Origin of the sequence: Celeribacter litoreus, from assembly GCF_020165855.1 — a bacterium.
Classification (GTDB): Bacteria; Pseudomonadota; Alphaproteobacteria; order Rhodobacterales; family Rhodobacteraceae; genus Celeribacter; species Celeribacter litoreus.
In genome coordinates this window covers 283,695-300,793 of sequence record NZ_JAIUFY010000008.1, presented here as the reverse complement: position 1 = coordinate 300,793, position 17,099 = coordinate 283,695, and the positions used below count along the sequence as shown (strand labels likewise).

The window sequence follows — 17,099 nt, the reverse complement described above, 5'->3', positions numbered from 1 at the left end:
GGCTGTCGCACTTCGGTTTTTGTATAGATACAGCCCGACTCCGTGAGGAATCGGGCTGCACGAGATGCTAAAGATTAGCGATAGCCAACCGTGGTGATCTTGCCGCCTTCGACGACGATTTCACGGTAGGAGCCAGCGGCTTCGCCCGGCTCGATCAGCTCAACAGCGGAACCGCCGACATAGTCGATTTCGCCGCCAGCAGCGAGGATTTCGAGGGCTTTGGCAATCTCACCCGGGTAGATCATTTCGCCCGGAGCGTTGGCCACGTCGAAGACTTTGTCTTTGTAGACCTGCGGATCGGTGGAACCAGCAGCCTGCATAGCGAGAACCATCAGAGCACCTGCGTCATAGGATTCCGGTGCATAAGGCGCGGTTGCATCATAGCCGTTCGCTTCGCCGATCGGGACGAGCATGTCGCCGCCTTCGCTATCAGAGCCCGGAACCTGACCGGTGGAGCCTTCGATTTCGTCGCCAAAGCGATCTTCGATGGACTGGCCGATCATCGCGTCCGGCAGGTGGAACATGTCGAATGCACCGGTGTCGAGAGCGGCACGGATGATGCCCGGGCCACCTTGGTCCAGATAGCCAACAACCACGAGAAGATCGCCACCAGCAGCAGCCAGTGCACCGACTTCAGCGGAGTAGTCGGCTTTGCCATCTTCGTGGGAGGCGTTGATCGTCACGATGCCGCCCATTTCGGTATAGGAGGCTTCAAACGCGTCAGCGAGACCCTTGCCGTAGTCGTTGTTGGTGTAGGTCACGGCAACAGAGGTCACGCCTTTTTCCATGAGCGATTCTGCCATCACCTGACCCTGACGGGCGTCGGACGGGGAAGCGCGGAAGAACAGGCCGTTGTCTTCGATGGAGGTCAGCGCAGGAGAGGTCGCGGACGGGGAAATCATCACCATGCCGTTCGGGATTGCGACGTTCTGAAGTGCCGCAATGGTCGCACCAGAGCACAGCGCACCGATAATGCCGGAGACGCCATCAGCCGTCACGAAACGGTCGGCAACAGCGGTCGAAACAGCCGCATCCACACAGGAGGAGTCACCCTGGACCACAGCAATCGTGGTACCGTCGAGGAACATCCCGCTGTCAGATGCTTCTGCGATGGCTGCCTTTGCGCCGCCGAACATATCGGGCGCCAAGGATTCAGCCGGACCGGTGAAGCCAAGCATCACACCGATCTTGATTTCTTCGGCTGATGCGGCGCCGGTCAACATCGTGGCCGCAGTCGTCGCCAGAAGCAGCTTTTTCATATGGAATTCTCCCTGATTTTGAAAAATTTATATGGCGGAGCCTAGACGCGCTTTGACCAATTGGAAAGAGATGCCGCCGCGTTCTTTGGGCGCATTTAGGGCATTTGCTCAAATTCTGAAGGGTAAATTCAGGTCTTTTGACCGGAAATTACGCGCTGTCGGAGAAATGGCCCGTTTCTCTACGAGTCTGGGCAGAGTGCGCCGACTCGGGCGTATTCTCGCCAAGGTCAGCTTTCTGAGATGGATGCGCAGGTATTTCGGTCTACGTCCTTTCTACAGGACATATTGACGGAAGGGTTCCGATGACATTTCAGCTGATCCGAAACGTGCTTCTGACGGTGCCAGTGTTTGCCCTATCTTTTCCTGCTGCGGCACTAGCTGTGGAGCGCATGGCCGGGGGCAAGTCTGTCGACGTCACAGAGATGGTTTCGGGCCTTGATGAACCCTGGTCTATCGCGTTTCTGCCGGATGGTGGTGTGTTGATCTCGGAAATTGATGGTCGGCTTTTGCATCTCAGGGATGGAAAGCGGATTGAGTTGCGCGGGGTCCCGCGCGTTTGGGAGAACGGGCAGGGCGGATTGCTCGACATCATGGTTCCGCGCGATTTCGAGGAGAGTCGAGAGATATTCCTGAGTTATGCTAAACCGATGCGCGGCGGGGCAGGAACCGCGCTTGGCGTCGGGCGTCTCATTGACGGACGGATCGAGGGGTTTCGGGATCTTTTTGTGATGAGTGAGGAATCACGTCGCGGGCAGCACTTCGGATCGCGCATCGTCGAGGCCGCGGACGGAACCCTCTATCTGACGGTCGGAGAACGTGGAGACCGCGAGTCAGCGCAGGATCTGTCGCGCGCGAATGGGACGGTCCTCCGTATCAACCGCGACGGGACGATCCCGGCGGACAATCCTTTCGTCGATCAAGCAAATGCGCTGCCGCAAATCTGGTCCTTCGGGCACCGCAATCCTCAGGGTGCGGCGCTCGATCTGTCCGGACGCCTTTGGGTGAATGAACACGGGCCGCAAGGCGGAGATGAAATCAACCGCGTGATCAAAGGCGAAAATTACGGTTGGCCGCTCACCACCTACGGGGAGAATTATGGCGGGGGACGATTTGCTCCACCGCTCCTTGAGGGGACAGCTCCGCCCGTGCATCAGTGGACCCCCTCAATCGCACCCTCCGGGTACGCTGTATATAGTGGCGATCTGTTTCCAGAACTCGCTGGCGCGCATCTGATTGGCTCTCTCAAATTCGACTACATCGCCGTGATGGACCCGCAGACATGGGAACAGACAACGTGGTCATGGCCGGAAACTGGACGCGTTCGGGACATCGAAATCGCTCCCGATGGCTCGATCTGGTTCCTCTCGGTCATGGAGGGCGCAGCGTACAGCATCACGCCGCGTCCGTAACGGCATCAGTCCCGAGCGCAGGAAATAGGCATTTGCCCGTCATTTCTGCACCTTTGCGAGTCTCTTTTGGGTTTTCTCATCGGCTTCTCCTGCTTATAAGTCGTCAGACTTTCGTGTGCGCTAACAGTGCGCGGACGGAGGGAGGAGAATAGACAACGTTTTGGAGTAAGAACGATGACGGATTGGGTGAAAACCGCATGGCGCAACAAACCGCGTGTGCAAATGCCCGACTATACGGACGAGGCCGCGCTGAATGCTGTAGAGGCTCAGCTCGCCAAATATCCGCCGCTCGTTTTTGCGGGTGAGGCGCGTAAACTCAAGCGCTCCTTGGCCAAAGCGTCCCGTGGCGAGGCCTTCCTTCTTCAGGGCGGCGACTGCGCAGAGAGCTTTGCCGAGTTCACCGGCAACAACATCCGTGACACGTTCAAAGTCATGCTTCAGATGGCTATGGTTCTCACTTTTGGTGCGAAAGTGCCGGTGATCAAAGTCGGTCGTATGGCCGGCCAGTTCGCCAAGCCGCGCTCTGCGCCGACCGAGACCTCGAATGGTGTGGAACTGCCGTCTTACCGTGGTGACATCATCAATGGTTTCGACTTCACTCCAGAGGCTCGCATCCCTGATCCGCAGCGCATGCTGCATGCCTACACGCAGGCGGCGGCATCCCTGAACCTTCTGCGCGCCTTCTCCAAAGGTGGTTTCGCAGATATTCACCGCGTGCACTCCTGGACCCTCGGCTTCACCGAGTCCGATGAGGCAGAGAAATACCGCGACATGGCGAACCGCATCCAAGATGCGCTCGACTTCATGAAAGCGGCTGGCATGACCGGTGAGAACAACCCTGATCTTCAGACAGTTGATTTCTACACCTCGCATGAAGCTCTGCTGCTTGAATATGAAGAGGCCCTGACCCGTGTGGACAGCACTTCTGGTGCGACGATTGCAGGCTCCGGTCACATGATCTGGATCGGCGACCGCACCCGTCAGCCGGACGGCGCACATGTCGAATTCTGCCGCGGCGTTGAAAACCCGATCGGTCTCAAATGTGGCCCGACCACGACCGCAGAAGACCTCAAAGTTCTCATGGGCAAACTGAACCCTGAGAACGAAGCTGGCCGTCTGACGCTCATCGCACGCTTCGGCGCAGGTAAAGTGGGCGACCACCTGCCGCGCCTCGTTGAGACCGTGAAAGCCGAGGGTGCAAACGTTGTCTGGTCCTGTGACCCGATGCACGGCAACACGATCAAATCTGACAGCGGTTACAAAACCCGTCCGTTCGAGCAAGTTCTTGGCGAAGTTCAGGAATTCTTTGCGGTTCATCGCGAGCAGGGCACGGTTCCGGGCGGCGTTCACTTCGAGATGACCGGTCAGGACGTGACCGAGTGCACCGGTGGTCTGCGTGCTGTGACGGACGAGAACCTCGCCGATCGCTACCACACCGCCTGTGACCCGCGCCTGAACGCGTCCCAGTCTCTGGAGCTTGCATTCCTCGTCGCTGAGGAACTCCAGAAGGGCCAGACGCCGGAGACTATCGCGGCGACTGCGTAAACTGCGCCGATCCACGAATGCAAAAAGCCGGGCTCTGGGGCCCGGCTTTTTTCGTTTGGTCGCGACAGAAGAGAGGTTCCCCCCGGTCACTCCTCTTACATGTCGGATTTTACCAAACGTAACCTCGGCTTTTCCGTCCCGCCGCGCGGACGCGGTGCCTTGGAAATTTTGCCTTCATACTTGCGCTTCGCTTCTGCGAATTCTTGGCCGCGTTCTGCACGTGTCTCCGAATTCATCTGAGCACCTCCGATCTTGAACCGACGCGGCTGGCGTCCAATCGGACCGTTCGTTTGGAGCGCGCCAAGGACGCGATTGACGTCGCCCAGATCGGATTTGAGGGGACAAAGAAGGAGCGCGCCGCTCATCTCACCACGCCCAATGCCGCGCTCGGCCTCTAGTGTGAGGGTGGTACATTCCGGCGTATCAAAGACCGCCTCAAGCGCAGTTGAAACAGTAGCGCGCGCTTCTGGCACAAACATCGCGGTCAACGGCATGCCGCGCACTTCCATTCCCATGAGGTCCGTCAGATGCATTCCGGCCAGTCGGAACCGCGCCACACCCGGTGCGATGCGTTCGAGGATAAAGGCATACTCGAGCGCGTCCTGAATGCCGCGCGGATCGATGTCGGAACGAAGCGGGATCGACCGTCCTTGGCGCAGACCATTCCAATAACCCTCAACTGTCTTGAGCGCAGCAAAATGCGTCTCGGTCCGCCGCTGCAAAAACGGCACAACATTTCCGTTGCTAAACTCGACTTTTGTCATCTCATCACCTGTCGTCTGGCTGTCACGCCTCTGGCGAGGCGGAGCGTGCGAAGGCGGGATAGACCGTTCTGGTGTGACTGCCCGGATATTCGACCCGGTGACCCGCATGTCAAATGCAACGCGATTTGCGCGCGTTGCGATGAGGTTAGTATGACATGAACGTGCCGCATAGTGGGACAAAACCTAACAAATGGTTAACGTGACGCGGGAACTTCTGAAGATTTGTTCGGGAACTCTTAAGGATTTATTAACCAGAAATCTGGCCAAATCGTGGGAAAACTGAGCAATTAAAGCGCCGAAATTCTGTTTTTCATGACATTTACGGAGTGGGCGCAGCGGTCTTTATATCCCTCTGATATTTTGCGCTTTGATGTTGGTGGCAACGGCAAGCACGCAGCGCTTTCCAACGTGCGGGGAGGCGGATATAGATTGCGACGGCCAACGTGATCGAGAAGGAGCCCATAATGTCACAGGCAAAAAGCCAGTCCACTTCCCGTCGCGGCCTGCTCATCATCTTGTCGTCGCCGTCCGGAGCGGGGAAATCGACCTTGGCGCGCAAGCTTATGGCATGGGACGAAACTTTGCGTTTTTCTGTCTCCGCTACGACCCGCGATCCGCGTCCCGGGGAAACGAACGGGGTCGAGTATCACTTCGTCGATACGCCCGCGTTCCGCGAGATGGTGGACGAGGGCGAGATGCTCGAACATGCGCAGGTGTTTGGCAATTATTATGGTTCGCCCGCTGGTCCGGTGCGTGAGGCCATCGAGAGCGGGCGGGACGTTCTCTTCGACGTGGACTGGCAGGGTGCGCAGCAGATTTCGAATTCCGTCCTGAGCGACCACGTTCTCTCGATCTTCATTCTGCCGCCGTCGATCCGCGAACTGCGTCGCCGTTTGGTCGAACGCGGTCAGGATCAGCCGGAGGTCATCGCGAAGCGGATGCAGCAAAGCTGGGACGAAATCAGCCACTGGGGTGGCTATGATTACGTGCTTGTTAATGATGATCTGGACCAGACGTTTGCGCATCTGCAAACTATCATCGAAGCGGAACGTCTGCGTCGCGCGCAACAACCGGGCCTCATGCCGTTTGTGCGCGGACTTCAGACGGAATTCGAGGAGGAGGAAGGATGACACTTTACAGCTTGGACTCTCATGCGCCTGTGCTCCCGCTGAACGGAGACTATTGGGTCGCGCCGGACGCGAATGTAATCGGCAAAGTCGTGCTCGAAGAACATACGAACATCTGGTTTGGCGCCACACTGCGCGGCGACAACGAGGTCATTTTCGTCGGCGAAGGCACGAATATTCAGGAAAACTCCGTCCTCCATACGGATATGGGCTATCCGCTCACCATCGGGAAGGGGTGCACCATCGGGCACAAGGCCATGCTTCACGGTTGCACGATTGGTGACAATTCCCTGATCGGCATGGGCGCGACCGTGCTGAACGGCGCAAAGATCGGTAAAAACTGTCTGATCGGCGCGAATGCGCTGATTACAGAGAACAAGGAGATCCCCGACGGATCTCTCGTCATGGGCGCGCCCGGTAAAGTGGTACGGACACTCACCGAAGAGCAGATCGCAGGGCTCAAGTCCTCAGCGCTGCATTACCAACAGAACGCGCAGCGGTTCCGCGACGGGTTGAAAAAAATCGGCTGAAATGCACCGCGTCAGTGCAATCTGGTCAGGGCCCGCGGTTTCGTTGCGAAAGTCAGGATGTCGAAGTCGTGGTTCGGATAGCGGCTGCAGAGGTCTCTGCGGATCACCCCGTGGTGCAACTCTGTTCCGCAAAACACCCGAAGGGTTCCCTGAAAACAGGTGGATGCAAGAAAATCCGCAATCTCGATACAGTCGAAGTCTTCACCGATGGCGGGACAGAGAATGCTGTCCGGTTTGAGCCGTTCAATCAAATCTCGCGAAAAATCTCCGTAGCGGATCGACAAGACGCCCGCGCACATGCCGAGATGACGTTCAAGATCATGCATTTGCGGAGATTTTCCGACCATCAAAACGGTATGCGTTTTGCCCGGGGCAACTTCGGAAAGATGCGCCATCATTTCTCGAAACGTATTGCTTCTCGCGCCACTCATTCTGAGCCTCTTCAGTCCGATTTCCCTCAAATGGTTGAGAAACATTGAAAATTAATAACGATTCACAACTCAACGAATTTTTCGGAAACTCAATGTTTACGCTAGCGATACGAACACAGAATTTTAACTTTTTTGGAAAAGAATCTGTCGTTAGCTGCCTTGATTGTGGCGGCGGTAGGTAATTCAACCTTGGGGTGCAGTTACAATTCCCTTGTCACACGGCGGTTACATCGGGTCTATAGGGTCCACTAACGAGTGATTTATGGTCCGACTTCTTGAACAAACGGTCCCCGGCGACGCGATGGTCGCTGCGATGGCGGAGGCGATGCCCTTCCCGGTGGTCATCATCGGGCGCGATGAACGTATCGTCGCTGGGAACATCGGCGCGCGCGAGTTGTTCAATCAGACGATGGTCGGCCGACACTATATCACCGTGCTGCGTCAGCCGATGCTCTTGGATGCAATCGAAAACGTTCTGCGTCTTTCTGAACCTGCGAAAGCCGTCTATCGGATTACGCAAAATCAGCGGGATCAGGTGTATGAAGTCGCCCTCAATCCTGTGATCGTCGGTGACTATGCCTGCGTGACCGTTGCTTTTGAAGACAAGACCGATCTCCACGACGCCGGCCAGATGCGCCGCGATTTCGTGGCGAACGTGAGCCACGAACTGCGCACACCGTTGACGGCAGTGCTCGGTTTTATCGAGACTCTGCTCGGACCGGCCGCCGCCGATCCTGTGGCGCGCAAGCGGTTCCTAGAGATCATGGACAAAGAGGCCAAGCGGATGAATCGCATTGTTGGCGATCTTTTGTCCCTGAGCCGTGTCGAGGCCGAGAGGCGTGTTCGACCGACTGAGAAGGTCGATATCTGCGCGTTGCTTCGTTCCGTAACTGCAAGCCTTCAGGCATTTGCTGAAAAGCAGAACGTCACACTGATTCTGGAAGGTCTCTCTGAAAGCGAGATCGTTCCGGGCAGTCAGGACCAGCTGACGCAGGTTTTCACAAACCTGATCGAGAACGCCATCAAATACGGCGGTCGTGACAAAGAGGTTCACATTTGCCTGACCAGCCACACGGATGAGCCGACAATGCGGTCCGAGGCCGTCCGTGTCGATATCTCGGATCAAGGCGAGGGCATTCCAACCCGCCACATTCCGCGCCTGACAGAGCGTTTCTACCGCGTCGACAACCACCGCTCGCGCGAAATGGGCGGAACTGGTCTGGGCCTCGCGATTGTGAAGCATATCCTGAACCGCCACCGCGGTCGTCTGCGGATTGAAAGCCATCCGGGGCAGGGGAGCTGTTTCTCTGTTATTTTGCCTTACGAGTAAGGCCTGACTCGGCCCCCTTCGGGAATCGTTGTTACAATTGTTAATATTTCGGGCTCCCGAATTATGTCCTGAAATGTTTTTCAGGCAATTTTTCGAAAAGATAGGCAAAATATACATCATAAAAACAATGGCTTAATTTTAAATTCCCCCACTGTCATAAACCTGTTACAAATCTTACACAAAAGCATCGTCACAGACTTCTAAACCGCCGCTCGAAGGGTGCTAACAACCCTCAACTAAACGAGAGACTACCAGGAGCTAAATTGATGTCCTTTGTGAAACTGACCGCATCCGCGATCGCGATTGCCGCTGTGTCGGCTACTGCTGCCGCTGCCCGTGACCAAGTTCAGGTTGCCGGTTCTTCCACTGTTCTGCCCTACGCCTCCATCGTTGCTGAAGCATTCGGTGAAAACTTTGATTTCCCGACCCCGGTTGTTGAATCCGGCGGTTCCTCTGCTGGTCTGAAGCGTTTCTGCCAAGGTGTTGGCGAAGAGCACACCGACGTTGCAAACGCATCCCGCAAAATCCGCGACAAAGAGATCGCTGCTTGTGCCGAAAACGGCGTGACCGACATCATCGAAGTCCGCATCGGCTACGATGGGATCGTGTTCGCATCCCAGCTCGACGGCCCGGCATACAACGCCTTCACCCCGTCCGACCTGTTCAACGCTCTCGCACCGAAAGTTGTTGTAGACGGCGCTCTCGTTGACAACCCGTACACCCAGTGGGCTGACTTCAACGCTGACCTGCCGGCTGAAGACATCCTCGCTTTCATCCCGGGCACCAAACACGGCACCCGTGAAGTTTTCGAAGAAAAAGTGATCGCTGCTGGCTGTGAAGCAACCGGCGCTTTCGAAGCCATGATGGCTGCTGGCATGTCCGAAGACGACGCTGAAGACGCATGTCTCGCAGTGGCCACCGACGGTCGCGCAGTGGACATCGACGGTGACTACACCGAGACCCTCGCATCCATCGACGCCAACGCAAACGGCATCGGCGTGTTCGGCCTCGCATTCTACGAGAACAACACCGACAAACTCAAAGTTGCGACCATGTCCGGCGTTGAACCGTCCACCGAGACCATCTCCACCGGTGAATACCCTGTGTCCCGCCCGCTGTTCTTCTACGTGAAGAAAGCCCACATCGGCGTGATCCCGGGTCTCAAAGAATACGCTGAGTTCTTCATCGCCGACGAGATTGCTGGTCCGGACGGCCCGCTTGCTGAGTACGGCCTCGTTTCCGATCCGGAACTGGCTGCGACCCAAGCTGCTGTTGCTGCTGAAGAAACCATGCAGTAAGTCCATCGCGACGTGACAATTCACGGGGCGGCATATTCCGCCGCCCCGCTTTCTTTTAGAACCTTTTCCATCAGTCTCATGAAATCGGGGGCATCATGCCTTTACTTTGGTTGGTCTTGATCGTGCTCGGATTGGCAGCGTTCGGCTATGTGGCTGGGCGCGCGTCCGCACTTAAGACAGCAAACGGAGACGCACGTCTCCTGCACTCGTTGCCAAGCTATTATGGTTACAACGTCGTGCTGAAGGTCCTTGCGCCAGCATTTCTGCTTCTCGTTCTGATTTTGATCATTCAACCGACCATCATCAACAAAAGCGTCTCCGGCATGATCCCCGAGAGCGAAATCGGCGAGGGATCGAGCCGTGGCCTCGTGATGGCCGAAGTGCGTCGGACCGCAGACGGTCTCGACAATGCCGTTGCGGCCGGTGTCATGGACAAAGAGGCTGCGCGCGTATTGACCACCGGCTCTGCGGACGTGACCCAGATTCTTAAAGACGCCGGGCAGATTGTCACCAATGATATCACTCAACCCGTTCTGGAAGCCGCACAGCGCTACCGTGTTATGAATGGCGCAGGAAACTGGCTCCGTGCAGGGGCCGTGATTTTGATTGCACTTGCGGGCTTCTTTTGGGCGATGAAAGAGAGCCACACCGAATTCCGCGCGCGTAACTCTGTTGAAAAGGGTGTGCTCGCAATCCTCATCGCGGGGGCGTCTGTCGCTGTTCTGACGACCATCGGGATCATCCTTTCGCTGATCTTCAACACGATTGAATTCTTCCGGCTCTATCCCGCGCTCGACTTCTTCACTCTGCTGGAATGGGCCCCGAGCTTCTCCGGTCGTGGTGGCTCTTCGAGCCTCGGGATCCTGCCGCTCCTTTGGGGCACGCTCTACATCTCGCTCGTCGCGCTCCTCGTGGCGGTGCCGGTCGGTCTCTTTGCCGCAATCTACCTCTCGGAATACGCAGGCCCGAAGACACGCGCCTTTGCGAAGCCGCTTCTTGAGGTGCTTGCCGGTATTCCGACCATCGTTTACGGTCTCTTCGCTCTGTTGACCGTTGGTCCGCTCCTTTTGAGCGTCTTCGGCGACGACTCCGGTCTCGGCTGGATGCAAGGGCAACGCGCGGTTCTCACCGCCGGTATCGCTATGGGTATCATGCTCATTCCGTTCGTGTCCTCGCTGTCTGACGACATCATCAACGCGGTGCCGCAGGCGCTTCGTGACGGCTCTTACGGCCTCGGCGCGACCAAGTCGGAAACGATCAAACAGGTCGTCCTGCCCGCCGCATTGCCGGGGATCGTCGGCGCTGTCCTTCTCGCCGCCTCGCGCGCCATCGGTGAAACGATGATCGTGGTGATGGGGGCAGGGGCCGCGGCCAAACTTTCCCTCAACCCGTTCGAGGCCATGACAACGGTTACGGCCAAGATCGTGAGCCAGTTGACCGGCGACAGTGACTTTGCCTCTCCGGAAGCCCTCGTAGCATTCGCACTCGGCATGTCGCTCTTCGTCATCACCCTCGCGATCAACATCTTTGCCCTCTTCATCGTGCGTAAATATCGGGAGCAGTACGACTAATGACCGAGACAAGCATGAACACCCCGTCCGGCTCTCTGTTCGCTCAAGACGAGCGCACGAAGAAACGCAACGCTGCCGAGAAACGCTTTCGCATGTTTGGCCTCGCCGCCATCGCAACAGGCCTGCTGTTTCTTGTCATCCTGCTGACCTCGATCCTGTCGAGCGGCCTTGGCGCGTTCCAACAGACGTTTATCAACGTGCCGGTCTATCTCGACGAAGCGAAGCTCGACAAAAACGGGAACCGCGACATCGAAGATATTAAGAAGGTCTCCACATTCGGATACAACCCGCTGATCCAGCAGGCGATTTTCGATAGCGTGACGGAGCAGGGGATCGAGACGCCGCTTGCCAAAGCGAAAGACATGAAGGCGCTTCTGTCTGCCTCCGCCGCGGCGCAACTGCGTGACGATGTGATCGCGAACCCTGATCTGATCGGTCAGACCGTGACCTTCCGCATCCTCGCCTCTGCTGATGTGGACGGCTACCTCAAAGGCCGCGTGACCCGTGAAAGTGTTGCCCGCGATAAGAACACGGATGCAGCGCACCTCGATCTCGTAGACGAACTTCGTGACGCAGGTGTTATCAAGAAGAGCTTCAACTGGGCCTTCATCACCGGTGCCGACGCCTCCGAGAGCCGTCCGGAACAGGCTGGCATGGGCGTCTCCATGGTGGGCTCCTTCTTCATGATGCTCGTCGTGTTGTTCCTCGCGCTTCCCATCGGTGTGGCCGCGTCGATCTATCTCGAAGAATTCGCGCCGCAGAACAAATGGACCGACCTCATCGAGGTGAACATCTCGAACCTCGCCGCTGTGCCGTCCATCGTCTTCGGTATTCTCGGCCTCGCCGTGTTCATCCAGTTCGCCCACCTGCCGCAATCCGCACCGATTGTGGGTGGCCTAGTGCTCACGCTGATGACCCTGCCGACCATCATCATCTCGACCCGCGCGTCGCTCAAGGCCGTTCCGCCGTCCATCCGCGACGCCGCCCTCGGGATTGGCGCGTCCAAGATGCAATCGGTCTTCCACCACGTGCTGCCGCTCGCCATGCCCGGCATTCTGACCGGGACCATCATCGGTCTGGCGCAGGCACTCGGTGAAACCGCACCGCTGCTGCTGATCGGGATGGTGGGCTATATCGCCACCGACATGCCTGATGGCTTCTTCGGCGGCTTCCTCGACCCGAACTCCGCCATGCCTGCACAGATTTATGAGTGGGCAAAGCGCGCCGATCCGGCCTACTATGAACGTGCCTGGGGCGGGATCATCATCCTTTTGGTCTTCCTTTTGACCATGAACATTATTGCCGTCATCCTGCGCCGCCGCTTTGAGCGCCGCTGGTAACGAGGTTTCCCCATGAATGATATGCGACTTACTAGAAGAGACGTTGACATGAACGACATCAAAATCTCGGCAAAGGGCGTTCAGGTCCACTACGGCGACACCCATGCGATCAAAGACGTGAATGTCGACATCCGTGATAAAACCGTGACCGCCTTCATCGGTCCGTCCGGTTGTGGTAAATCCACGTTCCTCCGCTGTCTGAACCGGATGAACGACACAATCGACATCTGCCGCGTGACGGGTGAAATCGCGCTCGACGGCGAAGACATTTACGACAAGCGCGTCGACCCCGTTCAACTGCGCGCCAAGGTGGGCATGGTGTTCCAGAAGCCGAACCCGTTCCCGAAGTCGATCTACGACAACATCGCCTACGGCCCGCGCATCCACGGTCTTGCAAAGAACAAAGCCGATCTCGATGATATCGTTGAGAAATCCCTCCGCCGCGGCGCAATCTGGAATGAGGTGAAAGATCGCCTTCATTCGCCTGGAACGGGCCTTTCCGGTGGTCAGCAACAGCGTCTGTGCATCGCCCGCGCCATTGCGACCGAGCCGGAAGTCCTCCTGATGGATGAACCGTGTTCGGCACTCGACCCGATTGCGACACTGCAAGTCGAGGAGCTGATTGATGAACTGCGCGAGAACTTCTCCGTCGTCATCGTCACTCACTCCATGCAGCAGGCCGCACGTGTGAGCCAGAAAACCGCATTTTTCCACCTCGGGAACCTCGTTGAATATGGTGACACCGAGCAGATTTTCACCAATCCGAAAGACGAGCGCACCGAGAGCTACATCACCGGTCGGATCGGCTAAGGGACAAGAATTATGACGACAGATCACAAACATATCGCTTCCGCATTTGACCGCGATCTTGAGGCCATTCAGGCGCTCATTATGAAGATGGGCGGTCTCGTCGAAGCCAACATCACCGACGCAGCCATGGCGCTCGAAGAGCGTGACGTCGAACTCGCCGAAAAGGTCCGCGCAGCGGACAAGGTCATCGACAAGCTCGAAGAAGAAGTGAACGAGGAAGCCGCGCGTCTCATCGCGCTGCGCGCTCCGGCCGCATCTGATTTGCGCACCGTGCTCACCGTGATGAAAATTTCGAGCAACCTCGAGCGCTGCGGCGACTACGCGAAGAACCTCGCGAAGCGTACCGGCGTTCTCGTGAACCTGCATCAGATTGAAGGCACCTCTGCCTCCATCCGTCGCATGGCCCGCGAAGTCGAGGAAATGCTGAAACTCGCACTCGACGCCTATATCCAGCGTGACGTTGATATGGCGAACGAAGTCCGTCATCGCGACCTTGATGTCGACCAAATGTATAACGCGCTGTTCCGCGAATTCCTGACCTATATGATGGAAGACCCGCGCAACATCACGACCTGTATGCACCTGCATTTCATCGCGAAGAACATTGAGCGTATGGGCGACCATGCGACCTCTATTGCGGAACAGGTGATCTACCTGACGACCGGTCAAATGCCCGAGGACGCCCGCCCGAAGGGTGACATGACCTCGCAAAATGATCTTGGTGCGGAGATCCTCTAATGTCGGCTGCACAACCTCGTGTCCTCGTGGTCGAGGACGAACCCGCACAACGCGAAGTGCTGGCCTATAACCTCGAAGCCGAGGGATTTGCTGTCAGCAAAGCCGAGAACGGTGACGATGCATTGCTGTTCGTGGATGAAGACCAGCCCGATATCATTGTGCTCGACTGGATGCTTCCGGGCGTTTCGGGTATCGAGATCTGCCGTCGCCTGAAAACGCGTCCTGATACCCGCGAAATCCCGATCATCATGCTCTCCGCCCGTTCGGAAGAGGTGGATCGCGTGCGTGGTCTGGAGACCGGTGCCGATGACTATGTCGTCAAACCGTATTCCGTGATCGAACTGATGGCGCGCGTCCGCACCCAGCTGCGCCGCGTCCGTCCGGCGGCAACTGGGCAGGTGCTTGAGTACGAGGATATCCGTCTCGACTCCGAGACCCACCGTGTGACGCGTGCAGATGCGTCTCTGAAGCTCGGGCCGACTGAATTCCGCCTCCTGTCCACGTTCATGGAAAAGCCAGGCCGTGTCTGGTCCCGTGAACAGCTTTTGGACCGCGTCTGGGGCCGTGATATCTATGTCGACACCCGCACTGTGGACGTGCACATCGGTCGTCTGCGCAAGGCGCTTTGCCAGTTTGGCGGAAATGATCCAGTCCGGACGGTGCGTGGCGCAGGCTACGCACTCGGCTGACCTCGCCACATGATGAGACACAGATCGGCGCCCGCGAGGCGCCGATTCTTTTTTATGAAAGTGTCATATGCGACGGCTTCCGCTTGCTCGCTGTTCGGCGGTGTGCTCAATTAATTTGAGCAAATTACGACAAGAGCACGCACATGACCGTCCTGACAAAGGAACCCGCAAAAGTTCCGGCCCACCTTCAGACCTATCTCGGCATTCGGGACTTGATCCTCTCCGGAGATCTGTTGCCAGGGGAACCTGTGACAATTCAGGGGCTTACGGAACGTCTCGGGGCGGGGATGACGCCGGTGCGGGAAGCCATTCGCCGTTTGACGTCGGAAGGTGCACTTATTTTTCACGGCAACCGCCGTGTGACGGTTCCGCGTTTGACACTTGAGGAAGTGGATGAACTCTTGTTTGCGCGGCTCGCGCTCGAACCCGAACTTGCGCGCAAGGGCGCGGAGAAGACGCCAGTGGAGGCCATTCCGGAGCTTGAGGAAATCGACAACCAGATCGACCTCGCAATGGAGCGCCGCGACCCGCGCGGCTACATGATCCATAACCACCGCTTTCACATGGCCATTTATGCGCCCGCACGGTCCGAAGTGCTCGGCCCGATCGTCGACACGCTCTGGCTCCGCACCGGTCCTGCGCTGCGCGTGATGTGCACGCGGTTTGGTGCCCAGAACCTGCCAGACGAACACCGCGTTGCCATCGATGCGTTGAAAGAGGGCGATGCACAGGCCGTCGCCGATGCGATGCGTCGGGACATCATGCAGGGGATGGAGAACATCCGCACCATCGTCGCCGAAGGTGCGGTCGATCTGTAGAACTTAGACAGATATCGCTTTGATTTCGCAGAAATCTTCGATCCCGTAGACGCCACCTTCGCGCCCGTTTCCAGAGAGCTTATAGCCGCCGAACGGGGAGCCGTAGGAAATGTCTGAGCCATTCAGGTGAACCATACCCGCACGAATTTCACGCGCAATTTTGAGCCCGCGTTCCTCGTCCGCGGTCTGAATGTAGGCCGCAAGACCGTAGGGCGTGTCATTCGCGATCTCGACCGCGTGCTCATCGTCCTCATACGAAATCATCACGAGAACGGGGCCAAAGACCTCTTCCTGCGCGATCCGCATGTCATTCGTCACATCGCCGAACACAGTCGGGCGGCAGAAGTAGCCACGGTTGAACCCTTCCGGACGTCCGAGACCACCCGCCACGACATGCGCGCCGTCTTCAATCCCTGCCTGAATGTGCGACTGAACACGGTCATATTGCATTTGGGAGACGAGCGGCCCGATATGGTTTCCCGATTGGGACGGGAGACCAACCTTTGTCTCTTCCGCGACTTCGCGAGCGATATCCATCGCGGTCTCATAACGGCTTTCGGGAATGAGCATACGGGTCGGCGCGTTGCAGCTCTGACCCGTGTTCTGGAAGCAATGACGCACGCCGCGTTTGACGGCTTCCTCAAAGTCGCAATCATCGAGAAGAATGTTCGGGGATTTGCCCCCGAGTTCGAGCGTCACACGCTTGACGGTCGGCGCGGCGGCTTTCGAGATTTCGACACCTGCACGGGTCGAGCCGGTGAAAGACACCATCGCGACGTCCGGATGCGCGGAAATTGCGGCACCGACGGTCGGACCGTCGCCATTTACGAGGTTAAACACACCTTTCGGAACGCCGGCTTCTTCGAGGATTTCAGCGTAGAGGAGGGCGCTCATCGGTGTGAGTTCGGAGGGTTTCAGCACCATCGTGCATCCTGCGGCGAGTGCTGGGATCACCTTGAGCGCGATCTGGTTGATCGGCCAGTTCCACGGTGTGATAAAGCCACAGACGCCAATCGCCTCGTGGACGATGAGATCACCCGGGGTATTACGGTGCTCGAACTCGAACTCTTCGAGCGCTTTGACCACACCGTCCAGATGCCCGATGCCGACGGCCGCCTGCGCGCGATCAGAGAGCGAAATCGGAGCGCCCATTTCCTCTGTGATCAGCGCCGACATTTCGTCGTAGCGGCGTTGATAAACCTCACGAATGGAGGCCAACAATTCGAGACGTTCAGCCTTCGTCGTGCGGGAGAAGGCCGGAAAAGCCGCTTTCGCCGCGGCGACCGCGGCATCCACGTCCGCAGCGGTTCCCATCGCGACCTCTGCAAACACCTCTTCAGTCGCAGGGTTGATTACGTCGGCAAAGGTTCCGCCTTTGGACGGCAACCAAGCGCCATCAATGTAAAAGCGATCTGTCTTCAGCTCGGTCATCTTTGCCTC

General features: G+C 57.5%; 16 protein-coding genes. 12 read left to right on the top strand and 4 right to left on the bottom strand.

Annotated features, from left to right (window positions below):
- Window positions 1-74 precede the first annotated feature (74 nt).
- Window positions 75-1,259 carry an ABC transporter substrate-binding protein gene (locus LA304_RS09975; protein WP_224502989.1) on the bottom strand — a complete coding sequence of 395 codons (1,185 nt, stop codon included), beginning with the start codon at window positions 1,257-1,259 and terminating at the stop codon, window positions 75-77.
- A gap of 302 nt (window positions 1,260-1,561) precedes the next feature.
- Between LA304_RS09975 and LA304_RS09970 the strand changes: the two genes are divergently transcribed.
- Both LA304_RS09970 and LA304_RS09965 read left to right on the top strand, forming a co-directional pair.
- Window positions 1,562-2,668, top strand: a complete 1,107-nt coding sequence (locus LA304_RS09970; protein WP_224502988.1) for a PQQ-dependent sugar dehydrogenase — start codon at window positions 1,562-1,564, stop codon at window positions 2,666-2,668.
- Window positions 2,669-2,842: 174 nt separating this feature from the next.
- Window positions 2,843-4,213: a class II 3-deoxy-7-phosphoheptulonate synthase gene (locus LA304_RS09965; protein ID WP_224502987.1), complete on the top strand. Its 1,371-nt coding sequence runs from the start codon at window positions 2,843-2,845 to the stop codon at window positions 4,211-4,213.
- A gap of 95 nt (window positions 4,214-4,308) precedes the next feature.
- Here the strand turns inward: LA304_RS09965 and LA304_RS09960 are convergent, their stop codons facing one another.
- Window positions 4,309-4,977: a PAS domain-containing protein gene (locus tag LA304_RS09960; RefSeq protein WP_224502986.1), complete on the bottom strand. Its 669-nt coding sequence runs from the start codon at window positions 4,975-4,977 to the stop codon at window positions 4,309-4,311.
- Window positions 4,978-5,441: 464 nt separating this feature from the next.
- Here LA304_RS09960 and gmk point away from each other — a divergent pair, with 464 nt between their 5' ends.
- Both gmk and LA304_RS09950 read left to right on the top strand, forming a co-directional pair.
- Window positions 5,442-6,107: a guanylate kinase gene (gmk, locus tag LA304_RS09955; RefSeq protein WP_224502985.1), complete on the top strand. Its 666-nt coding sequence runs from the start codon at window positions 5,442-5,444 to the stop codon at window positions 6,105-6,107.
- Complete coding sequence (locus LA304_RS09950; protein ID WP_224502984.1) at window positions 6,104-6,634, top strand: gamma carbonic anhydrase family protein; 531 nt, start codon at window positions 6,104-6,106, stop codon at window positions 6,632-6,634. Before gmk ends, LA304_RS09950 begins: the two co-directional genes overlap by 4 nt.
- Window positions 6,635-6,645: 11 nt before the next feature.
- Here LA304_RS09950 and LA304_RS09945 read toward each other — a convergent pair whose 3' ends face one another.
- The gene (locus tag LA304_RS09945; protein ID WP_224502983.1) at window positions 6,646-7,029 is read right to left on the bottom strand and encodes a hypothetical protein; all 384 of its coding nucleotides are present in this window, start codon (window positions 7,027-7,029) and stop codon (window positions 6,646-6,648) included.
- A gap of 298 nt (window positions 7,030-7,327) precedes the next feature.
- Between LA304_RS09945 and LA304_RS09940 the strand changes: the two genes are divergently transcribed.
- The 8 genes from LA304_RS09940 (at window position 7,328) to LA304_RS09905 (ending at window position 15,659) form a co-directional block, all read left to right on the top strand.
- A complete protein-coding gene (locus tag LA304_RS09940; RefSeq protein ID WP_224502982.1) occupies window positions 7,328-8,395 on the top strand; it encodes a sensor histidine kinase in 1,068 nt (355 codons plus the stop codon).
- 266 nt (window positions 8,396-8,661) lie between these two features.
- Window positions 8,662-9,693, top strand: coding sequence for a substrate-binding domain-containing protein (locus LA304_RS09935; protein WP_224502981.1), 1,032 nt, complete (start codon window positions 8,662-8,664; stop codon window positions 9,691-9,693).
- A 95-nt stretch (window positions 9,694-9,788) separates the two neighbouring features.
- On the top strand, window positions 9,789-11,264 hold the full coding sequence (gene pstC, locus LA304_RS09930) for a phosphate ABC transporter permease subunit PstC (RefSeq protein WP_224502980.1): 1,476 nt from the start codon (window positions 9,789-9,791) through the stop codon (window positions 11,262-11,264).
- Window positions 11,264-12,604: a phosphate ABC transporter permease PstA gene (gene pstA, locus LA304_RS09925; RefSeq protein ID WP_224502979.1), complete on the top strand. Its 1,341-nt coding sequence runs from the start codon at window positions 11,264-11,266 to the stop codon at window positions 12,602-12,604. The genes pstC and pstA overlap by 1 nt, the downstream gene beginning before the upstream one ends.
- A 12-nt stretch (window positions 12,605-12,616) precedes the next feature.
- Window positions 12,617-13,414 (top strand): phosphate ABC transporter ATP-binding protein PstB, encoded by a 798-nt coding sequence (gene pstB, locus LA304_RS09920; protein WP_318010687.1) that lies wholly within the window; start codon window positions 12,617-12,619, stop codon window positions 13,412-13,414.
- Between the two features lie 12 nt (window positions 13,415-13,426).
- Window positions 13,427-14,152, top strand: coding sequence for a phosphate signaling complex protein PhoU (gene phoU / locus LA304_RS09915; protein WP_224502978.1), 726 nt, complete (start codon window positions 13,427-13,429; stop codon window positions 14,150-14,152).
- On the top strand, window positions 14,152-14,841 hold the full coding sequence (gene phoB, locus LA304_RS09910) for a phosphate regulon transcriptional regulator PhoB (RefSeq protein WP_224502977.1): 690 nt from the start codon (window positions 14,152-14,154) through the stop codon (window positions 14,839-14,841). Before phoU ends, phoB begins: the two co-directional genes overlap by 1 nt.
- Before the next feature lie 143 nt (window positions 14,842-14,984).
- The gene (locus LA304_RS09905) at window positions 14,985-15,659 is read left to right on the top strand and encodes a GntR family transcriptional regulator (RefSeq protein WP_224502976.1); all 675 of its coding nucleotides are present in this window, start codon (window positions 14,985-14,987) and stop codon (window positions 15,657-15,659) included.
- Between the two features lie 3 nt (window positions 15,660-15,662).
- On the opposite strand, the gene LA304_RS09900 is transcribed toward LA304_RS09905, so the two are convergent.
- Window positions 15,663-17,090, bottom strand: a complete 1,428-nt coding sequence (locus LA304_RS09900) for an aldehyde dehydrogenase family protein (RefSeq protein ID WP_224502975.1) — start codon at window positions 17,088-17,090, stop codon at window positions 15,663-15,665.
- Between the last annotated feature and the right edge of the window lie 9 nt (window positions 17,091-17,099).